The organism is Cytobacillus sp. IB215665 (assembly GCF_033963835.1).
In the GTDB taxonomy this organism is placed as follows: Bacteria; Bacillota; Bacilli; order Bacillales; family SM2101; genus Nanhaiella.
Window position 1 is genome coordinate 246,764 of record NZ_JAXBME010000001.1, and the last position, 24,492, is coordinate 271,255.

Consider the following 24,492-nt stretch of genomic DNA (forward strand, 5'->3'; position numbering starts at 1 on the left):
TTTGGGGAGTTAAATTGAACTAGAGATTATATGCCGGTAATGATTAATTGCCCGTTATTATCAACACTTATTGTGAATCTACTGCCGTTAGGTGATTTAAGGATGTAAGCATTCTCTCCTAAATCATGCTCGCTCGGCATTGGAAATGAACTCATGTCGAATGCACCCTCAACTACTTTTACACCCCCAACCCAAAAGGTTCCAGACCCTTCTCTTGATCTGATTCGTATTGAACCTGTTGGATTACCTCCAGTCGTAAATTGAAAAGCTAAAAACCTCATATAAGGACTAGGATAAATATCTTGATCTGCTATTCTGTTGTTATCCGGATCTTGAAGAAATACTCTAATTTCATTTTTTAAAAATATCCCTATTGTATAGGTAGTGTTTGGTTTAAATGTAGCAGTGCTATTAATTCCCTGATAGGTTGAAGTCATGGTGATTTCCTGAACATATTCTCCTATTGCTTCGGTATTAGAAGGTAATAGTTGTGCTTCACCGACTCCTTTATCGACATCAGGAATCCAATTTTCTGCAATGCCTGGATAACTTCCTTCCTCGTTGAAAAAACCATATCCATCAAGTACATCTTGATCAGGTTTACGGTCTCTTAGAAAATAAACTTTAGATAGATCCTCAATGACCATAGGTACTGACTCAATGGCACCAACAACAATATCTTCACAGTCTTCGGTAATCCATACTCCAACATTTCCATACTTATCCCAACCATATGACCCTAATGCTCCACCTGCTTGTCTTCCAGTTAACCCACTCAGCTGTATGTTTCTTGAGCTTCTAATCATCAGCCCAATATCTATATTTTTCAGTGCATCTTGACCACTTATATGAACTCCATTCGTATCTTCAACTAAAATATGATAAACATTTCCAGCTGAAGGGTCGCTATAATTACCTTTTCCTTCAAAATAATTGCCAGCAACATTTACTCCTGCACTGCCAACATATATACCACAATACTCATTAGATTCAAGTGTACAACCATGTACAAATGATTCTACAGCTGCTACTACACCACAGTTTCCATTGGAGAGTGCCCAACAATTCAACACATTGGTAGTTTGAGATTCAGAGCCTGCATGAAATCCGTTTTGATCATTTTGATTTGACATACATGCAATGAAAATTCCCTTCCATGATTTTTCATGATAAAAACCATGTCTCCCACATTGGTCAGCAATAATATTTTGAATCACCCATTGATGCACGTCTACGATATGGATACCGTCTCTTGGTGCATTTTGAACACGAAAATCGGACCAGGTAAAATTGTCAGTTCTTGATCCATTAGACAAATATATTAAATCCTCATTACCTGTGTTTGATGTTTCCTTCCATATTAATTTTGAATATTCTTTTCCATCCCCGACTATATTAATTGATCCCTCAACTAGTAACGAATCATAGATGGAATAATTTCCATTTGGAATATATACTGTTTTAACATCTCCGCTTACAGCAGCGTCAAAAGCAGACTGTATTGCTCCAGTTGAATCGCTGTTTCCAGTAGGATCAGCACCATAATCTAAAATGTTAACAACATTCATTTTTTATCATCCTTTTTTTGTTATTTATATATTCTGTGTAACACTTACTTAAAATGATTGGACAAAATTACTATTTTTAATAAATATCAACGTCTATTCAGCTCTAAAAAAAATGGAATACAAGATTCATATAAACATAGGATGTAATAGTGTAGGTAGATTAATCAAAAGGGAAGGAATCTATGAGAGTATTTCAAATCAAGTTTGGATCAAAAATCAGTCATTACACAAAGAACAGGGATTATTTAGAGTTAATAAAGGGTTCTAGTATGACATTTATATTACGCCTTTTGTCATTTATTCTGTTATATGTATTAAACTTTATGATTGCAAAAGTATATGGCGCTGAAGCATTAGGTATATACACGTTGTCATTTACCTTATTAACGATCTGTCTTACGCTCGTTTTACTTGGAACAGATACAGCAATCATTAGATTAATCACAGAATATCGTAGTCAATATTCTATGAAGCAAGCAAACATCGTTTTTACTAAAGTTATGAAATTGCTAATACCACTCTCTGTTTTATTTAGTGTTTTACTTTTTATCTTAGCTGAGCCAATTGCTATCCTATTATTTCAAGAACAACTGCTTATACAACCATTTAGAGTAGTCTCCATCGTCCTACCCTTTATGGTTATGACAAGGATGTATTCAAAAGCATTTAGAGCGATCAAATCTATTACAAAATCTATATATTTTGAAATTATTGGAATTCGTTTTGGGAACCTTTTAATACTAGTTTTTTTCCTGCTTTTATTGACAAAAGACTTCATGCACATCATTTATGCGCTTTCAATCGCTATTACGATCACCGCATTTATGAGTATGTATTCTTGGCATAAGTACATTCAAAAAGATGAGGAAAATCAAAAACTTTTATTTAATCAAATAGAAACGAAAGGTTTAAAGGAAATACTTCAAATTTCAATTCCAATGTATTTAACGTCAGCTATGTCACTCATCTTAAATTGGACAGATGTCGTTATGCTTGGTATTTTTCAAAGTACTAGTGCTGTAGGAGTTTATAGTATCGTTCTTAAACTATCACTGTTAATTAGCTTTTCACTGTCTTCTATTAATATGATTATTTTGCCTAAATTTTCTGAGCTTTATTGGGAAGGGCGAAAGGATGATTTAATAAAGATTTTTCATTTTTCATCTAGACTCATCGTTTGGACTTCAATTCCACTGTTATTTATAATTATTCTTTTCGCACCGGTTCTTTTGGCTATTTTTGGAGAGGTCTATATCGAAGGGGTAATTCCACTCATCATTTTATGTATTGGTCAGTGTATAAATGCATGTGCTGGTAGTGTAATGCAGCTGCTGAATATGACAGGGAATGAAAAATTGGCTAGAAATGCAATTGTTATTTCTGCAGCTACGAATGTATTGGGAAACTTAATTTTAATACCTATCTTTGGAATGATCGGTGCAGCTGTTGCTACATCATTAAGTATCATTATTCGAGAAACGATGGCATCCATTTATGCTTATAAAAAATTTAGCTTTCGTACATGGTACATTCCATTCGTAAAATAAAATGAACACGTCGTTGAAAAGCCTTTAATGTCCAACATAGGAGCCAATTATTGATTTCTTTTAGATGGCGGTTTTCGCATTAATTGTTGCTTCCCGTTCAAAGATATAAGCACGTATACATCTAGCGTTCGTGGCATCTTTTCTACTTATATAATACTCGTCAAATTGTTCATTTTTAATAAAATAGCTTAGATAGAAGAGTTTATGTGGAAGGTTACTAATAAGAGGATTTATTCTAAACGTATTTTCTAGTATTAATGTGTAGGTTAAAATACTTGTAATTCCATTAATTTCTATTTTACTAATCGATATAGTAGAGAAGGTTTTATGTGAATTCTATTGTAAAGTAGCAAAAGTGCCCACGCACTCTAGTTAAATCGATAAATATATATGTAGTATAAAAACAATCAAAGTGAAAATAGAGATAGTAGGAATATTTATTAGTTATGAACATAGAATCTAATATTAACAAATACATGGAAAACAACAGTGCTTTTGTAAAAAATACAGTTCATAAGTTTTTGGCTTTGGCTACTTCATTAGAACTAAAAGGTATGTAAGTAATAGTTTTAAAGAGGACAAGGTGTCATGAACATTCATTGTAAATGTGTTATGCCAGTACGAAAAAATATGATAACAGTAAAAAAGTAATAGTTTCTTTAGTACGTACATGTACAAGGTTTCACCGAGGTAGAGACAGACTGTTAATTGTTGGAGATTTTCGATTGTTACAAGTAAAGTGATGTGTAATTAATTAAGGTTTGGAGATGTATTTTTTAACAAAGGCTGTTTTTGCATAGATGGGTGAATAAAACGATAGCTATACCTTCTAGTTTAGGGAAGATAGCAACATAGTTTTAAAAAAAGAGCAATTAGCATAGCTAGCTAAGGTACGGTCATGAGTGGTAGAGTACGAGATCATTTATTCGAGAAAGGATTTTTAATAGTTTACTAGTTTATAAATTGTACAAGTTATTAGCAATAGTGATGAAAAAAATTCAAGTAAATATATTATTGGAGGAAGAGATGGAAGCAGAAATCGATTTTAAACAAATACTTTATATCGTTATTAAAAAAATATGGATTGTAATCTTCATGATGATAGTAGCCATTGTTATTAGTGGATTAATCAGTTTTTATGTTCTCACTCCTACCTATAAATCATCTGCACAAATACTAGTTTCACCAACTAATTCTCAAGTACAGCCATTCAGTTCAAATGACATACGACTCAGCATAGAGTTAATAAATACTTATAGCGAAATTATAAAAAGTCCGTTTATTTTAGAACAAGTAGTGGAGGAACTAGAATTAAGTGACTCTATTTCAAGTTTAAATAAGTCGATTACAATTCAAACAGAAAGTCAATCACAAGTCTTTTCAATAGAAGTGACTAATGAGGATAATGAAATGGCTGCTCAAATTACAAATACCATTGTACAAGTTTTCAAAGAAGATATTTACGAGTTAATGAATGTAAACAATGTAACAATCTTAGCTGAAGCAAAGACTTCAAGCAATCCCATTAAACCTAAACCATATCTTATTATTGCACTCTCCGCTGTAGCTTCTATTTTAGTTTCACTAGTACTCATTTTTTTAATAGAGTTTCTTGATAACTCTGTTAAATCTGAACAAGATATTGATAATTTAAACATGAATATATTAGGTACTGTGAATAAAATAAAAAAGGTAAAAGTCAAGAAAGCTCTAGTAAAACTGGAAGTTCAACAAGAAAGGGGAGTTAATAACCTTGAGGTCTGAAAAAGGAAAAGCAAAAAGTAGATTGCGAGGTATGGAGGCTTATTTGAAGCCAAAAACAATCGTATCCGAACAGTATCGATCTATACGGACAAACATACAATTTAGTATGAATACTCACGCTAAGCAATCGATCGTTGTTACATCTTCGATACCTAATGAAGGAAAGTCTACTACTATTACTAATTTATCAATCTCATTTGCACAACAAGGAAAACGTATATTAATTGTTGATGCTGATCTTCGAAAACCAACATTGCACAATATATTTAGAATCTCTCAAGTGAATGGACTAACAAATTATTTAGCTGGATTTTATTCTTCTATAGAGGACATCATCTACAATACTGACATTGATCATTTATCTATCGTTCCGTGTGGCCCAGTCCCAAATAATCCTGCTGAACTACTTAGCTCAAAGCGGATGAATGATTTTATGGAAGAAGCAATCCAAAAATTTGATCTGGTTTTGTTAGATACTCCTCCTGTTTTAGCAGTTACCGATGCACAAATTGTTTCTAATTTATGTGGTGGTGTTCTTCTTGTAGTAAAAAGCGGGAAAACAGATAAAAAACAAGTGAAAAAAGCTAAAGAATTACTGGAGCAAACGAATGCAAATATTTTAGGAGCAGTACTAAATCAAAAGGTAGCATCTAAAAATAAGGACTTTCATTATGTTAAATAACATCGAATTCCTCATGGGTGTATAAATAAAATTGTTTCTGTTTTTATAAAAAATGGACAAGATATATCCGAGCTCCATCTTTTACCTATTTAATTGAAAGTAGTCTAAGTTAAAAAGGGAAAATATAGCAAATAAATGATTATTTCATATAATTTGAAAAAGGCACAATCTATTAACTGTGCCTTTTTTAGTGTATATTAATGTTCCAATTGATTTAACTCCTGTATACACTCTTGGACAAGGGTGACAGCCTGACTCATTGAAGCTCCTCCTCCAAACGCTGCAGTTACTCCACAAGCTTCTAGTATTTCTTGTTCAGAGCACCCTTGATCCAAACACCCTTTTATATGGTATATAATGCAATATTCATCTTGAGCATATAAACTAATACCTAATGCAATCAATTGCTTTTCCTTCTGTGATAAGCTGCCTTCCTTAAAACATTCTTCAGTAAAAGAAATATACTCTTTAGCTAAATTGGGCATCTTTTCACTAAATAAACCGAGTCCAGCCTTATAATGATGAAGTGATGCTTCCGTTGAATTTCTAGCTTCAAACTCCATTCCTTATCAACTCCATTTCTAATTTGCAAAGGTCAAAAGTTATTATAAGCTAATTGATAAGTAATTAAACGAAAGAAGATGACAATTTTCTTTTTAGTTAAGGTTGGTTTAAAATAGAATATCTAATATAAAGAGCTTAGACCTTTGAACGAACTAGGTTTTATTGTACATCCATTTACGATCCTTATGGTGAGTGGTATGAAAGGAGGGTGAGATGATTGAAAACTATTCTAGTAACTGGAGCTGCTGGCTTTATAGGAGCACATGTATCAAGAAGGTTATTACAAGAAGGCTATGATGTTGTTGGGGTAGATAATTTAAACGATTACTACAATGTTTCGTTAAAAAAAGATAGATTAAAATTTTTGGAACATAAAAATTTCATGTTTAAGAAGTGCAGCATTACTGACGAACATGCGATTATGAATGTGTTTCATGAATATCAGCCAACTGTAGTCATTCATCTAGCTGCTCAACCAGGTGTGCGGTATAGCTTAGAAAACCCTCATGCCTATATTAACTCTAACGTCGTTGGATTCGTTAATATCCTAGAAGCATGCCGCCATCATGGTATAGAACAGCTAATTTATGCTTCGTCAAGCTCAGTTTATGGCGCAAATACGAAGCAACCATTTTCTGTGCACGATAATGTCGATCACCCTGTAAGTTTATATGCAGCAACAAAAAAAGCTAATGAGTTAATGGCACATACGTATAGCCACCTATACAACCTTCCGACAACAGGTTTACGATTCTTCACTGTTTATGGTCCGTGGGGTCGTCCTGATATGGCACCATTTTTATTTACTGAAGCAATTTTGAATGGTGAACCTATTGATGTTTATAATAAAGGGAACATGAAGCGAGACTTTACATATATTGATGATATTGTTGAAAGCATAAGTAAATTATTACATAAAATACCCGAGCCAAATGAACATTGGTCTGGAAACAATCCTGATCCTGGAACGAGCTACGTACCATACAAAGTATTTAATATTGGCAATAATAACCCGATCAAATTGACTGATTTTATTCAAGCTATTGAACAAAAGTTAGGTATGACAGCAAAAAAGAATTTTTTGCCTCTTCAATCAGGGGATGTTGTAGAAACATATGCGGATGTAGAGGATTTAATAAATGAGATCGACTTTAAACCACAAACATCGCTTAAAGATGGAGTAAGTAAGTTCATTGATTGGTATTTAACATATACAAATAAAGATTAAGGCATTTGGACATCAGGTGAAGCATATACTCCACCTGATTGCTCATTTCTTGCATGTCCATTTGATTGTTGCTTTTCGTTTTAGGCACGTATATCTAACGTTCATTGCATCTTTGCTACTTTTACAATGGTTGAGCTCTCATAAAACCCATCAAACTGTCCATTTTTAGTGAAACCGAATAGAAATTACACTTTAAAACGCCCAACCATCCCCTGTAATTCTGCTGCGGTATTTGCAAGAACTACTGTCGCATGAGAGATGTCTTCCATCGTTGCGCTTTGTTCCTCTGTAAGTGCAGCGACGTTTTGTGTATTTGCTGAAGATTGCTCCGTGATGTTAACAATTTCTTCCGAAGCTATCACAATATTGTTAGCGCTTGCATTTACATGCTCAACGGTTGTTGATACCTCTTTTGATTGTGTAGCTATTTCTTCAATCATTTTGGTGATCTCTTTGAAAGCTTGTCCAGTTTGGTTAATTAAGGAAAGACCGTCCGTAACATCTGTCTTGCCTACAATCATAGATTGCACTGCTTTATCTGCTTCTGATTGAATTTCTTCAATAAGCTTTCGAATGTCTTCTGTAGCACTTCCAGATTGTTCAGCTAACTTTCTCACCTCATCTGCTACAACAGCAAATCCTTTCCCATGCTCACCAGCCCTTGCTGCTTCTATAGCTGCATTTAATGCTAATAAGTTTGTTTGTTCAGCAATTTCAGTAATGAGTGTAACGATCTTGCCAATCGCTTTTGATTTTTCCCCGAATTTGTTAACAATTTCTGAAGCGAAAACTGCTTGCTGTTGGATTTGAGTCATTTGTGCTGCTGTTTTTGTGACAGCATCAGTTCCTATGTTTGCTTGTTTGCTAGTAGTTTCTGTTAAACTCGCTACTGACTGGATAGATGAAGCAACTTGGTTAATGCCTGATGAAACGTCTGACATGAATTGTGATGTAGAGGCTGTTTTTGATAGTTGATTTTCTGTTCCTGATGCGACGCCTTGAAGAGCGAGAGCGAGTTGTTCAGTTGCTTTGTTATTCATTTCGGTGCTTGAAGACAGTTCATTTGAACGCTCTGATACTTGAATTGATACATCATAGACTTTTTTAATAAGCTGGTGCCATTCATCACTCATTTCGTTTATAGATAGGGCGATTGGCTTTAAGCTTCCGGTTCGGCTTTCATCTAGACGTGATGTTAAGTCACCTTCTGCAAGCCGATTCGTATGTTTAATGATCATTGTCATTGGACGGAAAAACTTTTGGTAATTTAAAAAGCTAATGAGTGAACCGATGATTGCACCTCCAATGATAACACCAACTACATTAGTAACAAAAAGGGTACGTTCTAAGCCCATCATGTAACTTAATGATATACCTAATATTGAAGTACCGATTGCAGCAAACAAAATGGTCCGAATTAAGTACCTTGCAAGTGAAACAGGACTGGACATACGCTGTTCTCCTCTCAAAAATATATATATTTTTTACATATTATACTAATATTTGTTTGTTTTGTCATGAATTGATTGAATATTTGAACAGATAGATCAAGGAGGATAGTCGTATGCTCATTGATATATTTAGCACGTAAAACATCAATTCAATACATAGAAAGGAGGCGGTTTTCTATAGGAGTATAAGACTTCTGTATAAAGAATGTTTTCACATTATTTGTTGCTTTCGTAAAAAGGGCTAAACACCAATATTGCCAATGTCTGAGGCATCTAAAATATCATATTTTATACTTAAAGTTAGAACCTTTATCAAAGCTTGATTTGCATTGTGTGAACGAGATCTTCAAAACCAAACTCCTCATAAAGGTTTTTAGCGGGGTTATTAGCAAAAACATTTAGTTGAACGTATTTATAACCATGTTGTTTACATTTATTTAAGCCAGCTTGTAATAATTTATTACCGATACCTTTTTTGCGATGTTCTTCAAGCACATATAAGTCTGCAATATAGCCTATATACGTATTTTTAATCGAATCTATCGTCCCTGTAACGAGTACCCAGCCTAATAGTTTTTGATCTTCCTTTGCAACTAAATAATAGCCATTACTTAGGGCCATTTTGATGCCATTCACTGCATGCTGTTCATGCCCTTTTGCGTAGCCCATCGTGCTTTCGACAGCTACTTTCTTCGCATACCGAAATATTGTTTGCACATCACTATTTGACGCTTTCACTATTTTCATTTTGACTCTCCTCGCACCTTAAGTTATTTACTGTATATTCACCGTAAATTTGAAAGTGCATGTCAGGGCCCTAAAAACGCCAGAAATCATGTTAGTATAAAAATGGTATTTTTTGTGAATACACTGGTTATTATTTGAATTTGATAGAGTAATAGTATATAAAGATAGAAAGGGTTAAGAGGGACAATGTGGCTATCACGACAACAATGACAGCAAGATAAGTAGGGTTTAGTTTATGAAGCTGTCATAATTCTATTGAAGAAGGGGTGTCACGAATACTAGTTGTATACGTATTCTTCCTTCGTTCGAAAAATAACAATCACCCTTAATGAATGGGGCAGTTAGTGAAGATTTCTTGTGATTGTCATCGCTGTTAACATTAGATAGCTCGAAAGCTAATTTGTATTCAACTATATTTTTTGGCAAGGGCTATTTTCATAAACTTTGTTGCCATAGTTCCTAAATTAAGGCTCTTTTCGTAAACTCTGTTGCTATTATTATCAAATTAGTACCATAAAAAGTGATTTTATATGTTAGCCATCTTTGTACAGAAGAAAAGATGCCACGAATGTTACATATATACGTACTTATACCTTAGAACGAAAAGCAACAATCAATGCGAAAACAGCCATTAATTATATAGTTGTCAGTTTTACTCAACAGTCAGCATTTTAAAGAAGCAATGGTGGCTTCCCTATTAGTTGTTGAATACACTAGAAAGAAAAGGCTTCGCATTGGCTAGCCATCCATGGAGAGCTGCTCTGCTAACTGTAATCAATGCTTAAATGATGATTTGGAAATAAGACTTATGGAAGGTGTATCATGTTGAAAACAGAAGGAATAAAACCGATCATTTCTACACAACAATTTCTAGACATATTAAAGTATGCACACCAACAAGGTAACAGCTCTGAAACGATAACAGCGAAAGAATTAGTAAGTAAATTATCAGCAAAAATAACAGGAGAAGGTGTAAAATAAGAACTCCCATCGAATTTAAAGGCGGGAATAGCTTATCTCGCTCGTTAAACTGTCAAGAACACGTTATGACTATACGGTGTCATAGGACCTAGTGAAATGAGTATAATGAAGAAAGATATAATTTTTCAATATTTTGGCTATAAATGGTATTTGAATAACTATTAATGAAGGATGGGAAAGTTCAGGGGAAGGAAGTTCAATGAACTAAGGTAAGGGCAACTGTAAATAGCAAAGGTGGATGGTGGAAATCCCACGCATGTATGGGGTCAGCAATTCCTCTGTCGGTTGTTTCCAACACTTGTTACCAACCTTTTTTAGGATATGCATATAGAAGGGGATTATGAATGAAACAAAAAGCTGTACTTATACTCATTTGGCTGTCTGTTATTAGTTGTGCCGCTGTCATTTTTTACTTTTCATCACAACCATATTCACAGCAAGACTTAAGACCACAACTAGCAAAATATATCGACAAGCAATGGATTATCGATCATTTTTCACATATACAATTTACTTATAGTGGGTCAGAAATCAGTGTTGCAAATAAGGGACCTTATTCATTTCTTGAGTTTTTCATCCGTAAAGGTGCTCACTTTTTTATTTATTTTTTATTAGGCTTTTTAACATTCAATGCTCTAGCGATGATTTTCCGAAATAAATGGAAATGCATGGTCTATGCAATGTCATTTATCATTATTTATGCTGCAAGCGATGAAATTCACCAAATGTTTACAGGCAGTCGTTCCGCGCTTATAGCTGATGTCCTTTTAGATAGCTTTGGTGGTTTAGTAGGAATCGTCATAGCTGCAGTATTTTTCAGAAAATCTGTGAAAATAACTGGCTTCTATGTCTTCAAGAAATAATTATCGTTCTGTTCTAGGCTTTTTAGATGATGTACAAAGGGAAAGTAGCAAACGATTCATCATTTGATTGAATCGTTTTAATTATGCGGTTCATTAAAGATGTCATGTTAAAATGGTACTATTAAGTCTCTATGGTTATATTTTACGGTGTAAGAAGTTGTCTTTTCCTTATGCTCTTTTCGTAAACTATGTTGATATGACAATAACTTATAAAAACAAAGCGAGATAATTCGGATTGATGGGCGCACACCATTCAGGAAGGTAAGATAGGGGACATGGGCTATAGAAAATCCAATATAGAAAAAAGAGTTACTATTTTTGAAAGCCCTTTGCAATATAAAGTTATGCATCAAACGGTTGGTCAATGGATAGATCCATAATTGTAGGGACATAACCATGAAAAATCTAGCATTGTATTAATAATTCGTTAACAGAAAGAGGGTGAGTGCTTGGACAAGCATATGCCACCAGCATTTTATCTATTTACTGGAATTTCATTATTGTTTATTGGTATCGGGAATACAAGCCGTTTTTTTCAACCTCAAGGAATACTTGATTATATTGTGGGGTTCTTCGGGATAGTAGCAATATGTTGTTCAATATTCTTGTTAATGCAATTCAAAAAGGTGAATGGTCGTCATTGAATAAGTTTAAGAAATAGAAACGAATAAAAGATAGACTTGTAGATTGTCAATTAACTCTCGTACCGATGATAAGGTTTATGTAAGGCAAATATTTAGTCATCGCTTTTCTTTCCTATCAGATTTCACTTCTTTAGTTTCTTCTCCACTAATTGTAATAATTGCTGCCACTGTTCAGCTTTTCCCTCGTGTTTTGGGTTTACTTTAGTTTTCTTTCTTCCTCTTGTTCGTTTGGGCTTTTCCAATCTTCCTACCTCCTTGATTAATGTTTAAGTCAGCTATCAGATGAGGTCCCCTATACCTTAGTAGGGGAGCTATTTATAAGGAGCAGCCAATGGTAAACTGGTCGCCCCTATATCTACAATAGCTCATTAGGTGAAGCAACTTTATAGCTGGTTAACAAATATTAGATGGTTGAGTGAATACAGTTCACTAACTTACAGCAGCAAATTTTGCAGCTCCTCTGTAGATAGTTCTGTAATCCATGCTTCAGTTTGAATAATTTGATCGTTTAGTGCTTGCTTTTGTTCAAGCATTTGGTCAATTTTTTCTTCAAGCGTGCCAGTCGATATAAATTTATGGACGTGCACGAAACGTTTTTGCCCTATTCGGTGTGCCCGATCAGTTGCTTGATTTTCTACCGCAGGATTCCACCAACGGTCAAAATGAATGACGTGATTAGCAGCAGTTAAGTTTAAGCCGGTTCCACCAGCTTTTAATGATAAAATCATAATGTTTACTTCTTTGTTTTGAAAGCGTGCGATCATTTGATCACGCTTCGTTTTAGCTAAGCTACCGTTCAAGAATAATATTTCTTCGCCGAGCTCATCTTCTAACAATTTTTTGATCATATTACCCATACCAATATATTGTGTGAAAATGAGACAACTTTCATCACTTTCACGAATATTGTCGATAAGCTCTCGTAGCTTACCAAGCTTTGTAGATCGATTCAGTACATCAAGCGGTTGCTCCTCTTTTAAATAGAGAGCAGGGTGATTACATAGCTGTTTCAATTTACTGAGCATCGTTAATATTAAGCCTTTGCGTTTGATCCCTGTTTCTTGCTCAATCTTTGTAAGTGTGTCTTGAACGAGCTGTTCATATAATGATGCTTGCTCAACAGTAAGCGGGCAATATTCCTTCTGCTCCTGTTTATCAGGTAAATTCAGTGCTACATCTTTATCGGTTTTTGTGCGGCGTAATAAGAAGGGCCGAATTAATTTTTGCAGCTTATTGATTCGTTGCTCAGATTGATCCTTTTCAATCGGGTTCACATAGTCTTTTTGGAACTTACCTAGGCTCCCTAAATAACCTGGGTTACTAAAATCAAATATTGACCATAATTCCGATAGTCGATTTTCCATCGGTGTACCCGTTAACGCAATATGGTGTTCACCTACTAATTGGCGTATCGCTTTAGACTGTTTCGTGTCCGCATTTTTAATATTTTGTGCTTCATCAATGCAAACCGTTCCCCACTGTACACTTGAAAGATCTTCGAAATCAAGGTGTGACAATCCATATGAAGTGATCACAACATCGGCATTGTGAACAGTAGGCTCAAACTTGTCACCTTTTGCACGGTGAGAACCATAATGCAAATGAATACGTAACGAAGGTGCGAACTTTTCAAGTTCTTTTTGCCAGTTTCCTAAAACGGAAGTTGGACAAATTAATAAAGATGGCCTATGGTTGTTTTCTTCCTCTTTAACCTTTAACAAATAGGCAATCATTTGAATCGTTTTGCCGAGTCCCATATCATCAGCTAAACATGCACCAAAGCCAAATTTACGTAAAAATAACAGCCAATCAACACCTTGCTGCTGATAAGGACGCAGCTCACCACAAAATGTAGCTGGAATTGTTGCTGAAGGAATTTCTTTAATTTCATTTAGCTGCTTTAACATACTTTTTAAATGACGATTCAATTCAATTTGGATCATTGCGAATGGTCTGTCATCTGCGGATTGACCGTCCGTTAACTCATCTCGTAATAGCTCTTGTTCAAGAATGTCACGAAAATGCAAGCCTTCTTCGTTTGCTTTCTCAAGAACGCTTTGTACTCTCCTAATAAATTCTGGATCAAGCTTTACCCATTTCCCCCGTATGTTGACAAGGCGTCGTTTCTGGTCGACGAGTGTCAAAAATTCGTCTTCCGATAAATCGATACCATTTGTCGAAAATCGCCAATCAAAATCTATCAGCTGTGTTAAGCCGACAAAAGATTTTCTACCGTTGGATGATGTCGATTTAACCTTCGCTTTCATCGATAGGTTCGTATCCTTTAATGCTTGCCACCATGATGGCAGCAAAATTTCTACACCTGCTGAGAGCAATGTTTCACTGGCTTCGGTTAAAAATTCCCATGCGTGCTGCTCTGTTAGCTTTTCCAACAATCCTCTTTCTGTTTGTAGCCAAGGAATAAGTTTCCCCCACAATGTTTGTTCTCTTTCTATGCGATCAATATTTGGCTTCCATTCGGTTGGCAGTTGATCTTCATTCAAAATTACGAGCTCGTCTTTATTGTCCTTTGAGCGCAAAAACGTTTCTAACTGCCAGATTCCATCATCATGTTCTGGTTCATCAAGCCGTAACCCAACAGTAAAGGGCGTTGTATCTAATTTCCAACCGATTTTTTCTAACCAGTCATCTTCACTAAAGATGATCGTCTGAGGGTGATTTTGATCATGCTTAGGGTCGATCCCATTAGGCTGAAGGCTTTGATGTTCTGATTGTGTGTAGAGGCTAATGAGTGGGAATGTTTGTTCAATTTCATTCCATACACTTTTTAGTTCATCATCTGATTGTAGCCAATTTGCTAAAGCACTAGAGAACCATGCTATAGCTATCCTTTCGTGCTCTTCATTATGATTGACAGCTTCCTTGATCTTTGTATGCCAATCATCAGTTAGTTTCCACCTAAATTGTTGATGAAGCTTCCACGTATGATAGTCTGGTAAAAAGTCCGTATCCGTAAGAGCTTCTTTTAGCAGAGGTGCAATTTTTCTATATAGTTGGCTTTCCTCACTCCAGCCGACATGTATAAATGAGTTATGAACATCCTTAGCAAAAAAGTCGAGTGCTTCCCAAGGAGAAAGAATAACTCCCTTCACGTCTTTTACAGTTTGCATTTTAAGAAATGATCCATAATAAGAGGCTTCATGCCAGAGAAATAGCTTCTCATAATCGTTGTCCTCAGCGACGGAACGATCGTATATAAAAAACTGATCTTCAACTATTAACGTGTCGATGTGCAACGCTAATGAACTATTCATGAAGCAACTTTCCTTTCCTTAACTCTTCCTGAAAGGCACGCAGTCTTTTATTCGACGTGGCGAGCTTGTTTATATATATATTCCAATCATTTTCCCGCTTTAGCTTACGATAATGTGCACGTAGCTTTTTTAAAAATTTAATAGCTTGCTTGTAGCTTTGACGATTTTTTAGCTTCACCAATTTCATGATGGAATAGTGATAATAGGGGAGTAACACTTCGCGATCCTTTTCCTCAATTTCCTTTAATGTATATCTGTCATGCTCATCAACAGCGAAACCTACTAAAATTTGTAGATCTACCCATTTCTTATATTGTTCATGTGTGTACAAATAATCATCATATTCATAGTAGCTATAAGGTAACAGCTTTTCCATCGCTTCTACATATTTATCGTCTTTATTAGATTCTGAGCTGTACTCAGTAAGTAAATGTAATATTTTTCTTGTCATCGTTCGACTTTGATCATATGAGTGGGAGGAGGCTATATACTTATCTAGCTTCGTTAACATATCGTTAACCCAGGGATCCATTCTTGCCCATGCTTTTTTGTCGGCTAACTGTATGAGCCATGTAAAGCTGTATGGTAAGGCAGCAGGGTCATCAAGCTGTGAATATAAGCTAATTGCATCCTTATCGTTTTTATCTAGAAATTCCATATGTGCAAGGGCTATCACATATAAATCAGCTTTCGCATCCGCATTTTCTCGCTCGTCTAGTCGTGTTTGTAGCCATGATCTTTCTATGTCAACCCATTGTTTTTTCTGCAATAACTTAGACCAAATGACACGATAAACAGTCATTCGATCATACTTAAAATGATTTATTGGAATAAAGAGCGTATGAACCTTTTCAATGCTCTCTTGTAATAAAGAATCAAAAATAAATGGTAAAGTAACGTTACCAAGTAGTTCAGCTTGTTCTATGATGTCATCAACGAGGTGGTGTATATATGGAGTAACATAGTTATCCATGCCATAACTTGACATACTTATGTCGATTAAATGTTCGTTCATCTTTGCCATCGTTGTTAAGCCGGCATGCATGGTGAATAAGCGCTTTAATTCTAGTTGTGTCGGTGCTTCGCTTTTTAAGTTAGCGTAATAACGATGATAAAGGCTAGCAAAAAAGTAATTGTCGTCATGTGTACGCTGCTGTAGAAACGAAGTATATTCTTTTTCAAAGAAGTCAATCCAACTAGCAATAGATTTTTCTTCATATTTCGCAATGATTTTGGTATTTGGCGTGCGTATAGCTATATTTTCGACACTCTTTGTTCTACTTCTCTTCCATTCCTCTAAGAAGCTACCTACGCGATCGACTGCAGCATAAACAGAAAAAAAGACAGCAAGCTGATGTCTACAAAACCGTTCAGCTGTACAAGTACATTCACTGAATTGAATAAAATCCATATCAAGGCTGACGTCAAATGGTGTGACATCTTGCACTCGTGCATTGACTACGTCCTCTTCGACGTTGACGTTATATACGTTTCCTTGGCGATAAAGTAGAAGACCTTTATTCACTAAAATTCTGTCCTTCTCGTTGTCAGGGGCAAGTAAATCTTTAATTTTTTCTGCACAATTTACAACCTGCTCCTTAGCAAGCACATCCTGAAGCATACAAACCCTCCATTATGACAAATTCACACCGTAAAACACCATATCCTATCATTGTAAACCACCTTATAGAGCACTGTCGACCACTTTTAGTAAAGCAAAAGTATTTGGGCTTATATTCGCCACATAACGCATCGGGATTGTTTTTCGTTACGTTAATGTGGTGAGGAAGGTAAATTTCATATGTACAATGTTAGTACTTCAGAAGCTCAATTTTTATTATGACCGAGTGGGCTAATATAACACAATTTCGACTAGCAAAGGGTGTGAAACTAAAGGAACACCTTCCCATCATGATGAGAGGAATTGTTATGTTATTAATGACATTCTTGTATAAAATAATTATCCGAACACGACTATTACGGGATTTCCAAACTAAGTCTGTTACTGTCCAAAGAACTTGGTTTACTGTCCAAACTACATGTTTTACTGTCCAAATTCCGTGTTTTACTGTCCATAAAACTTGGTTTACTATCCAAAGTACGCGGCTTACTGTCCAAACTCCGTCATTTACTGTCCAAAGTAAGTGTTTTACTGTCCAAACTCCGTCATTTACTGTCCAAACTCCGTGGTTTACTATCCAAAGTACGCGGTACTGTCCAAACTCCGTGGTTTACTATCCAAAGTACGCGGTACTGTCCAAACTCCGTGGTTCACTATCCAAAGTACGCGGTACTGTCCAAACTCCGTGGTTTACTATCCAAAGTACGCGGTACTGTCCAAACTCCGTGGTTCACTATCCAAAGTACGCGGTACTGTCCAAACTCCGTGGTTTACTATCCAAAGTACGCGGTACTGTCCAAACTCCGTGGTTCACTATCCAAAGTACGCGGTTTATTGTCCAAACTCCGTGGTTCACTATCCAAAGTACGCGGTTTATTGTCCAAACTCCGTGGTTTACTATCCAAACTCCGTTGTTTACTGTCCGAAATACGTGTTTTACTATCCAAACTCCGTCATTTACTGTCCAAAGAACTTGTTTTACTATCCAAACTACATCATTTCTATAAATAAAGGTCTAACTAAACAGCTTGTAAGAAAATTGTCTAATCTTCATTTTGTGATTTACTAATTTTGGCTTTATTAGCAAAATATTATTGTTACAATTTCATTATTGATTTGTTTCAAGCTATCATCATTTTACATTTTTCGATATAATAAATGTTAACGTGTTATTGATTATGTAAAGGAGCAATTTTTGACATGACGAAAAAGCTATGTGTAGTAGGCTTAGGATATATTGGATTACCAACAGCTGTGATGTTTGCCAATCATGGCGTTCGTGTTCATGGTGTAGATATAAATGAAACAGCTATATCCATGATACAAAATAAACAGTTACATATTGAAGAAGAAGGGTTACAAGAACGTTTAAATGTGGCGGTTGACAGTGGGAACTTTACTGCTTCAACAACACCAGAAGAAGCAGATATATTTATTATTGCAGTTCCTTCCCCAATAAATGACGATAAGACAGCGAATTTAGATTATGTAAGGGCTGCAACGAAGTCAATCGCTCCTTACGTGAAAAAGGGTAACTTAGTTATTTTAGAATCGACAGTGCCTCCTAGAACTGTTGAGGATGTGATGATTCCCGTATTAGAAGAAACGAATTTACATATCGGTAATGAACTATATATCTCACATTCTCCTGAAAGAGTTATTCCAGGAAGAGTATTTGAAGAGTTAACGAATAACGATCGTATCGTCGGTGGTATTAACGACGAATCAAGTCGCTTGACCGTTGAGCTATACGAGATTTTTGTAAAAGGGACACTTCATGTAACAGATGCAACGACTGCGGAATTGGTTAAGGTCATTGAAAATACTTACCGTGATGTAAATATTGCATTTGCGAACGAATTAGCGAAAATCAGTGAAAATCTAGGGGTAAATGCGTGGGAAGCCATTAAGCTAGCGAACTACCATCCGCGTGTAAATATCCACTTCCCAGGACCAGGTGTAGGAGGGCATTGTATCGCTGTTGATCCTTGGTTTTTAGCTGAGTTAGAGCCAGATCTTGCGAAACTAATTACACTTGCTCGTCAAACGAATGATGGCATGCCACAGCATACAGCCAAAAGAGTAAAAGATATCATCAGCCAACAAGGAATCCAACACGGTCGCGTAGCAGTGTTTGGTCTTGCTTTCAAAGGGAATATTGATGATATGAGAGAAAGTCCGTCATTGGAAGTCATCCATCATTTACGTGAATTAGGACTCGATTGTTCAGCGTATGATCCTCATATTAAAGAGAATAAACTGGACATTCAAACGCAAAGCATTGAAGAAGCAGTTGAACATGCTGATATCATTCTTATTTTAACAGATCATAATGAATTTAAAGCTATCCAACCAGACTTGTTTGCAGAGCGACTACGTACGAAAATAATACTCGACACAAAAAACTGTATTCAAGAACAAGCATGGAAAGACCAAGGCTTTGATGTATACCGTTTAGGTGATTCAAAAAACTAATTCATTTTTTGTTAGGCTCTTTTCGGCAACTTGTTGCTAGAACTTCGTACGAAGTGCAATAATCGATGTAAAAACAGTACTAAAGCGTCTTTCATCGTTGTACAGAAGAAAAGATGCCAACGTATTGTACGAAATACAACAATCCATCTAAAAGCTGGCTAGTTAAAATAACTAAAGAAGCTCAAAGATTATGCTTGTCCATTGTGCGTTGTAAACGAATGTCGGTAATAGCATGAATTAGTATGTTGGACGTATTGCCATCTTGTTTTATTAATATATAGATTGATAGGGGAGAGCATTTCTTTCCGAACTTCATATATAAAGGTGATAACATGAAAGAAACCATTTTAGGTATAGACGTATGTACGCACACGTACGAACAGCTTATTAATGAATTAATGTACAACATAGATCAAAATAAAAAATCGTTTATCGTTGCGATTAACCCTGAGAAAATTATGAAAGCTCAAAGCGACCAATCTTTACAAGAATTATTGAATCATGCCACTTATCAAATTCCTGATGGCATTGGTGTTGTTCTTGCTTCGAAAATTAGAGGTGGCCGCATTAAGGATCGAGTAACAGGTATAGATATGATGCTGAAGCTGTGTCAGGAAGCAACTGAGCAACGTAAAAACATATTTTTATATGGTGCGAAGCCAGGGGTTGCTGATCAAGCAAAGGAGAAGCTAGAGGCTAAATTTCCTGGAATCCAAATTGCGGGTACACTTCATGGTTATGAAAAGGATGAAGAGGTCATTATTAAAGCAATTAATGATTCAAAGGCAGATATCGTATTTGTTGCACTAGGCAGCCCAGCGCAAGAAAACTGGATCGTTAAACATATGAATGATCTTCATCCAACAGTGTTTCAAGGAGTAGGTGGTTCTTATGATGTCATATCAGGTAACATCAAACGTGCCCCTAGCACTTTTCAGAAACTTGGGTTAGAATGGTTTTATCGTCTATTGAAGGAGCCATGGAGAATAAGGCGTCAATTATTGTTGCCAATGTTTTTATTAAAGGCGGTAAAAAAGTAATTTTTTGTAGAATTTTTTTGATTCTTGACTACTTAAATTATTTCATAAAAAAAGCGTGAAACTAGGACAAAAATCATTTGTTATTGAAGCGTTCGAGTGGTAATATATACTTGTAGGATCTATTTGTTCCTTTTGCTTTTGAGAATATAATATCTCGGTTGGTAGCCCAGTGAGAAAAGCGCCTATCCTCGGATGGGCGTTTTTCTTTTCAGCAAGTAATTGAACCCTTAATTTGTTAAGCTGGTGAGAAATGAGCTTGCATGGGTCATACCATCCGGGAATGCTTCACCCCAAATGACTTTAACATGGCTTAGCTCGTTGTTATTGTTACTAAGTACGCTCATTGTAAGCGTGATTAAGTAATAGTAGGAAAAACAACAATCATACGCGAGCAGCCTTTATCATTTGGGGTTTTATATTTATAGAAGGTTATCCATACTGACAGTTTGATGAGTTTTAGTTTTATGTTAGTTAAATTTTAAATGCACGAACGTTCGGTGTATACGTGCTTATATGTATGAACGAGAAGCAGCAATCCAACATGATAGAAAAAGTTCACCGTCGCTTTTAATAGGCGACGGTGAATGCTATTTGTTATTTATTTTGTTGAGGGATGTATGCCTTCCATGAACTTAAATCGATGTCTTCTTTTAATAATAGTGATGATGGGAAGATAAATGTCCACGGCTTACTCGTATTCGCTTTAACTTGAAACGAATCTAGTTCAAAGCCTCCTTTGGCAATAACTTCGCCTGAAGCGTCTTCAACGATCAATGGCATCTTTTGAAAGGTAACGTCCTTGTTGCTACCATTTCGGATCAGCATCGTCACGTGCAAGCTATTGTCCTCTGTCTGTCTTCCTTGTAATGACATGAAATTAACTTCGCCTTCTTTTAGAGCAGGCGTTTTTTTAATTAGTTGTTGAAGCTTCTCTTTATCTTCATCTGCTAAGCTTTTTTCCCAGCTTTCTTCTAAATCTAGTGTATGTGGCTTTTTGATTTCAAATGCTAGCTTCCAACCAACACTAGGTAACTCTGAAGCTGTAACAAAACTATCTTCGAAGATAAATGTCCACGGTCTACTACTCTTTGCAGGGATTGCTCCTAATGCGCTTAGGTCAAACACTTTGCGAGCAAGGTTTTCACCATTTGGTCCAAGTAATAATAAAGGCATGTCCTTCAAATCGATCGGTCTGTTTAAGCTATTGCGGACAAATGCAGTAACAGCAGTACCTTTCTCTTCTTTTTTTAACTCTATCCCTGATATTGATACTTGGTTTTCCTTTAAAGGTGGCAGCTCATTGTTAAGGAACTGAAAATAGTATTTTTCTTCTACACCGATATTTGATAAAGGATGAAAGCTTAGTGCCGTTTTCACTGCAACTCCTGATTGAGAAGTGACGTTACCACCAAGCACATCACCTGCATTAACCGTACTGTCTTTACCTTTTTTCTCTGGTTTACCTTTCTTCTTAAAAAAAGCCATATTATTTATTCCTCCTAATTGCTTTATCACTTAAAGCGATAAGGGGGTCAGACCCCCTTAGCTACTTCGATGATGAGCTGGCCAAATTGGTGGCTCATGTTACGTTCTAGTTTGTGGAACATGATCGTAAATAGTTCAAGACCTTCACGTTGGTATTGGCGCATTGGGTCTTCTTGACTATAATGTCGTAACCCGACACCTTCCTTCAAGCGTTCCATCGTGTCGATATGTTCTAGCCAAAAATGGTCTGTGACAGAAAGAAGCGTTCTTTGGACAACAAATCTTAGCTTTATGTTGTCTTTATGATCTTCAAGTGACTGCACAAAGGCTTCATACGCTTCGTTAACGATGTCACTTACTTCACTACGGTCAGAGATGTCCTGTGGGAATGATACGACATTTTCACCAAACACGACGTTTAAGTCAGCTGCAAGCTTAGATAACTCCCATTCCTCAGGCACTATATCTTCTATACATGTTTGCTCAATTTCATGCTCAATATAAGAAGAGATCATTGGAAGTGTGAGCGATATTGGATCATCGGTATTAAGAATCTGATCTCGCAAGTCATACACTGTATTACGCTGCTCATTCATAATGTTATCTAGCTTTAAATTATATTCTCTAATTGAAAAGTTACTACCTTCGCATATGCGTTGAACACGCTCAACGAACTCATCAACCTTTTTATTCGTGAGTAAGCCGTCCTGATCAGCATCCACAGCTTTTTGTAATTTCTCTAGCTCTTCCTTGGCAAAGCGATTGAACATATCATCCTCTAATGATAGGAAGAACTGTGAACAGCCTGGGTCACCTTGGCGCCCAGAACGACCTTTGAGCTGATTATCTATGCGGCGTGCTTCATGCTTCTCCGTACCAAGTACATATAATCCACCTAGCTCTTCAACACCTTCGCCGAGCATGATGTCTGTACCACGTCCAGCCATGTTCGTTGCAATCGTAATTTGATCTTTTTGCCCTGCTAACGAGATGAGTTGAATTTCTTGCTCAATACTCTTAGCATTCAATAGCTGGAAGTCTAAGCCTTCCTCTTTCAAATAGTCAGCAACCTTTTCTGATTGTAAAATTGATGTCGTACCTACTAAGACTGGTTGCCCTGTTTGATGGATGCGTTTCACTTCGTTTGCAACAGCTCTGTATTTATCATTAATTGTTGCATACACTTTATCTAATAAGTCTTGACGTTGAATCGGTTTGTTCGTTGGAATTTGGACAACGTCCATACCATATAAATCTTGAAATTCCTTTTCTTCTGTTTTTGCTGTACCCGTCATGCCTGACATTGTTGGGTAGAGCCTGAAATAGTTTTGGATCGTTACAGAGGCTTGGGTTTTGTTCTCTTCAGTGACCTCTAACCCTTCCTTCGCCTCAATAGCTTGATGAAGTCCGTTGCTCAAAGAGCGTCCTTCCATTGGGCGACCTGTAAACATATCAACTAATAAAATTTTGCCTTCTTTGACGATGTAGTCAGCATCTCGCGTAAACATTACAGAAGCACGTAATGCTTGGATGACATAATGATAAAGTGTTTGATGCTCAAGATCATACAAATTGTCAATGCCGAAGCCTTGTTCAATTTTTGAGATGCCATCATCTGATAAGTTGGCTGTATTCGTTTCTTCATCAAATACAAAATCAACATCTCGTACAAATGTTTTGACGATGCGAGCGCACAAATAACTAAGGTCTGAGCTCACACCAGTTTTCCCTGCGATGATTAGTGGGGTTTTCGCTTCATCAATTAACACGCTATCTACTTCATCGATAATGGCATAATGGTGTGGTCGCTGCACACGTTGAACAATATCAAAAACCATATTATCACGGAGGCTATCGAAACCAAATTCGCTACCAACACCGTAAGTGATATCTGCTTCATAAGCCGATAGCTTTTGATCAGGAGTGATCATCGGTACATTTAAACCAACTGTAAGGCCGAGAAACTCATGAATTTTTCCTATTTGATTTTGGTCACGTCTAGCTAAATATTCATTTACAGTGATGACGTGAACACCTTTGCCTTCTAGTGCGCGAAGATAACTAGGAAGTGAGGCAACTAACGTTTTACCCTCACCTGTAGCCATTTCAGCAATGTTTCCTTCAGTAAGAACAAGTCCACCGATTAATTGGACATCGTAGTGGCGAAAACCAAGTACGCGCTTGGCAGCCTCTCTTACAGTAGCAAATGCTTCAACCTGAATGTCATAAATCGTTTTGCCATCAGCAAGCTGGGCTTTAAATTCAGCTGTTTTTGCCTTTAGCTCTTCGTCTGTTAAAGCTTCAAAATCGCTTTCTAACGCATTTATTTGTTCAACTAATTGATAGTATTTTTTCAACTGCTTTTCTTGTTTATTATTTCCTAGTACTTTTTTTAAGTACGTTAACATGTAATCTCTCCTTAACCTCTAGCTCAATATTTATGAAGGGTATAAGACTACCAACATTATGAGTGGATTTCTGAGGAATCTTCTAATGCTTAACTATATTTTGTTAGAGTTGAATTTTCACATTAAATGTTTGAGAAAATTTTCACTAG

Annotated in this window: 18 protein-coding genes; 10 read left to right on the top strand and 8 right to left on the bottom strand. The window is 36.2% G+C overall.

All coding sequences use genetic code 11. The annotated features are described in order from the left end of the window. Nucleotides 1-26: 26 nt before the first annotated feature. The gene (locus tag SLH52_RS01120; RefSeq protein ID WP_320207462.1) at nucleotides 27-1,568 is read right to left on the bottom strand and encodes a right-handed parallel beta-helix repeat-containing protein; all 1,542 of its coding nucleotides are present in this window, start codon (nucleotides 1,566-1,568) and stop codon (nucleotides 27-29) included. Nucleotides 1,569-1,750: 182 nt separating this feature from the next. Here SLH52_RS01120 and SLH52_RS01125 point away from each other — a divergent pair, with 182 nt between their 5' ends. The 3 genes from SLH52_RS01125 to SLH52_RS01135 all read left to right on the top strand — a co-directional run bounded on the left by SLH52_RS01125 (nucleotide 1,751) and on the right by SLH52_RS01135 (nucleotide 5,561). Continuing rightward, nucleotides 1,751-3,115, top strand: coding sequence for a flippase (locus SLH52_RS01125; protein WP_320207463.1), 1,365 nt, complete (start codon nucleotides 1,751-1,753; stop codon nucleotides 3,113-3,115). A 1,026-nt stretch (nucleotides 3,116-4,141) separates the two neighbouring features. Then, nucleotides 4,142-4,879, top strand: a complete 738-nt coding sequence (locus tag SLH52_RS01130) for a YveK family protein (RefSeq protein WP_320207464.1) — start codon at nucleotides 4,142-4,144, stop codon at nucleotides 4,877-4,879. Next, nucleotides 4,869-5,561: a CpsD/CapB family tyrosine-protein kinase gene (locus SLH52_RS01135; protein ID WP_320207465.1), complete on the top strand. Its 693-nt coding sequence runs from the start codon at nucleotides 4,869-4,871 to the stop codon at nucleotides 5,559-5,561. Before SLH52_RS01130 ends, SLH52_RS01135 begins: the two co-directional genes overlap by 11 nt. A gap of 197 nt (nucleotides 5,562-5,758) precedes the next feature. Here SLH52_RS01135 and SLH52_RS01140 read toward each other — a convergent pair whose 3' ends face one another. Continuing rightward, nucleotides 5,759-6,124 (bottom strand): carboxymuconolactone decarboxylase family protein, encoded by a 366-nt coding sequence (locus tag SLH52_RS01140; protein ID WP_320207466.1) that lies wholly within the window; start codon nucleotides 6,122-6,124, stop codon nucleotides 5,759-5,761. A 218-nt stretch (nucleotides 6,125-6,342) separates the two neighbouring features. Between SLH52_RS01140 and SLH52_RS01145 the strand changes: the two genes are divergently transcribed. Continuing rightward, nucleotides 6,343-7,353 carry an NAD-dependent epimerase gene (locus SLH52_RS01145; RefSeq protein ID WP_320207467.1) on the top strand — a complete coding sequence of 337 codons (1,011 nt, stop codon included), beginning with the start codon at nucleotides 6,343-6,345 and terminating at the stop codon, nucleotides 7,351-7,353. Between the two features lie 185 nt (nucleotides 7,354-7,538). Here SLH52_RS01145 and SLH52_RS01150 read toward each other — a convergent pair whose 3' ends face one another. Together SLH52_RS01150 and SLH52_RS01155 are read right to left on the bottom strand one after the other, a co-directional pair. After that, on the bottom strand, nucleotides 7,539-8,804 hold the full coding sequence (locus SLH52_RS01150) for a methyl-accepting chemotaxis protein (RefSeq protein ID WP_320207468.1): 1,266 nt from the start codon (nucleotides 8,802-8,804) through the stop codon (nucleotides 7,539-7,541). Between the two features lie 312 nt (nucleotides 8,805-9,116). Next, nucleotides 9,117-9,551 carry a GNAT family N-acetyltransferase gene (locus SLH52_RS01155; protein WP_320207469.1) on the bottom strand — a complete coding sequence of 145 codons (435 nt, stop codon included), beginning with the start codon at nucleotides 9,549-9,551 and terminating at the stop codon, nucleotides 9,117-9,119. Nucleotides 9,552-10,373: 822 nt separating this feature from the next. On the opposite strand from SLH52_RS01155, the gene SLH52_RS01160 reads away from it, so the two are divergent. The 3 genes from SLH52_RS01160 to SLH52_RS01170 all read left to right on the top strand — a co-directional run bounded on the left by SLH52_RS01160 (nucleotide 10,374) and on the right by SLH52_RS01170 (nucleotide 12,039). Next, nucleotides 10,374-10,532 carry a hypothetical protein gene (locus SLH52_RS01160; RefSeq protein WP_320207470.1) on the top strand — a complete coding sequence of 53 codons (159 nt, stop codon included), beginning with the start codon at nucleotides 10,374-10,376 and terminating at the stop codon, nucleotides 10,530-10,532. Between the two features lie 344 nt (nucleotides 10,533-10,876). After that, nucleotides 10,877-11,395, top strand: a complete 519-nt coding sequence (locus tag SLH52_RS01165; RefSeq protein ID WP_320207471.1) for a VanZ family protein — start codon at nucleotides 10,877-10,879, stop codon at nucleotides 11,393-11,395. A gap of 449 nt (nucleotides 11,396-11,844) precedes the next feature. After that, nucleotides 11,845-12,039 (top strand): hypothetical protein, encoded by a 195-nt coding sequence (locus SLH52_RS01170; RefSeq protein WP_320207472.1) that lies wholly within the window; start codon nucleotides 11,845-11,847, stop codon nucleotides 12,037-12,039. Nucleotides 12,040-12,473: 434 nt separating this feature from the next. On the opposite strand, the gene SLH52_RS01175 is transcribed toward SLH52_RS01170, so the two are convergent. Then, nucleotides 12,474-15,314, bottom strand: a complete 2,841-nt coding sequence (locus SLH52_RS01175; protein ID WP_320207473.1) for a DEAD/DEAH box helicase — start codon at nucleotides 15,312-15,314, stop codon at nucleotides 12,474-12,476. Continuing rightward, nucleotides 15,307-16,935: a hypothetical protein gene (locus tag SLH52_RS01180; protein WP_320207474.1), complete on the bottom strand. Its 1,629-nt coding sequence runs from the start codon at nucleotides 16,933-16,935 to the stop codon at nucleotides 15,307-15,309. The genes SLH52_RS01175 and SLH52_RS01180 overlap by 8 nt, the downstream gene beginning before the upstream one ends. Before the next feature lie 308 nt (nucleotides 16,936-17,243). On the opposite strand from SLH52_RS01180, the gene SLH52_RS01185 reads away from it, so the two are divergent. The 3 genes from SLH52_RS01185 (at nucleotide 17,244) to SLH52_RS01195 (ending at nucleotide 20,450) form a co-directional block, all read left to right on the top strand. Continuing rightward, a complete protein-coding gene (locus tag SLH52_RS01185) occupies nucleotides 17,244-17,942 on the top strand; it encodes a hypothetical protein (RefSeq protein ID WP_320207475.1) in 699 nt (232 codons plus the stop codon). Between the two features lie 193 nt (nucleotides 17,943-18,135). Further along, the gene (locus SLH52_RS01190; protein WP_320207476.1) at nucleotides 18,136-19,410 is read left to right on the top strand and encodes a nucleotide sugar dehydrogenase; all 1,275 of its coding nucleotides are present in this window, start codon (nucleotides 18,136-18,138) and stop codon (nucleotides 19,408-19,410) included. Nucleotides 19,411-19,742: 332 nt separating this feature from the next. Further along, complete coding sequence (locus SLH52_RS01195; RefSeq protein ID WP_320207477.1) at nucleotides 19,743-20,450, top strand: WecB/TagA/CpsF family glycosyltransferase; 708 nt, start codon at nucleotides 19,743-19,745, stop codon at nucleotides 20,448-20,450. A 594-nt stretch (nucleotides 20,451-21,044) separates the two neighbouring features. On the opposite strand, the gene SLH52_RS01200 is transcribed toward SLH52_RS01195, so the two are convergent. After that, nucleotides 21,045-21,935, bottom strand: coding sequence for an accessory Sec system S-layer assembly protein (locus SLH52_RS01200; RefSeq protein WP_320207478.1), 891 nt, complete (start codon nucleotides 21,933-21,935; stop codon nucleotides 21,045-21,047). 47 nt (nucleotides 21,936-21,982) lie between these two features. After that, on the bottom strand, nucleotides 21,983-24,343 hold the full coding sequence (secA2, locus tag SLH52_RS01205) for an accessory Sec system translocase SecA2 (protein WP_320207479.1): 2,361 nt from the start codon (nucleotides 24,341-24,343) through the stop codon (nucleotides 21,983-21,985). Nucleotides 24,344-24,492 lie beyond the last annotated feature (149 nt).

Excerpts from the sequence above, each read along its gene's own strand:
- SLH52_RS01125 (WP_320207463.1), top strand. The coding sequence starts at position 1,751 with ATGAGAGTATTTCAAATCAAGTTTGGATCAAAAATCAGTCATTACACA.
- SLH52_RS01140 (WP_320207466.1), bottom strand. The coding sequence starts at position 6,124 with ATGGAGTTTGAAGCTAGAAATTCAACGGAAGCATCACTTCATCATTAT.
- SLH52_RS01195 (WP_320207477.1), top strand. The coding sequence starts at position 19,743 with ATGAAAGAAACCATTTTAGGTATAGACGTATGTACGCACACGTACGAA.
- SLH52_RS01185 (WP_320207475.1), top strand. The coding sequence starts at position 17,244 with ATGTTATTAATGACATTCTTGTATAAAATAATTATCCGAACACGACTA.
- secA2 (WP_320207479.1), bottom strand. The coding sequence starts at position 24,343 with ATGTTAACGTACTTAAAAAAAGTACTAGGAAATAATAAACAAGAAAAG.
- SLH52_RS01150 (WP_320207468.1), bottom strand. The coding sequence starts at position 8,804 with ATGTCCAGTCCTGTTTCACTTGCAAGGTACTTAATTCGGACCATTTTG.
- SLH52_RS01155 (WP_320207469.1), bottom strand. The coding sequence starts at position 9,551 with ATGAAAATAGTGAAAGCGTCAAATAGTGATGTGCAAACAATATTTCGG.
- SLH52_RS01130 (WP_320207464.1), top strand. The coding sequence starts at position 4,142 with ATGGAAGCAGAAATCGATTTTAAACAAATACTTTATATCGTTATTAAA.
- SLH52_RS01165 (WP_320207471.1), top strand. The coding sequence starts at position 10,877 with ATGAAACAAAAAGCTGTACTTATACTCATTTGGCTGTCTGTTATTAGT.
- SLH52_RS01120 (WP_320207462.1), bottom strand. The coding sequence starts at position 1,568 with ATGAATGTTGTTAACATTTTAGATTATGGTGCTGATCCTACTGGAAAC.
- SLH52_RS01160 (WP_320207470.1), top strand. The coding sequence starts at position 10,374 with ATGTTGAAAACAGAAGGAATAAAACCGATCATTTCTACACAACAATTT.
- SLH52_RS01180 (WP_320207474.1), bottom strand. The coding sequence starts at position 16,935 with ATGCTTCAGGATGTGCTTGCTAAGGAGCAGGTTGTAAATTGTGCAGAA.
- SLH52_RS01200 (WP_320207478.1), bottom strand. The coding sequence starts at position 21,935 with ATGGCTTTTTTTAAGAAGAAAGGTAAACCAGAGAAAAAAGGTAAAGAC.
- SLH52_RS01190 (WP_320207476.1), top strand. The coding sequence starts at position 18,136 with ATGACGAAAAAGCTATGTGTAGTAGGCTTAGGATATATTGGATTACCA.
- SLH52_RS01175 (WP_320207473.1), bottom strand. The coding sequence starts at position 15,314 with ATGAATAGTTCATTAGCGTTGCACATCGACACGTTAATAGTTGAAGAT.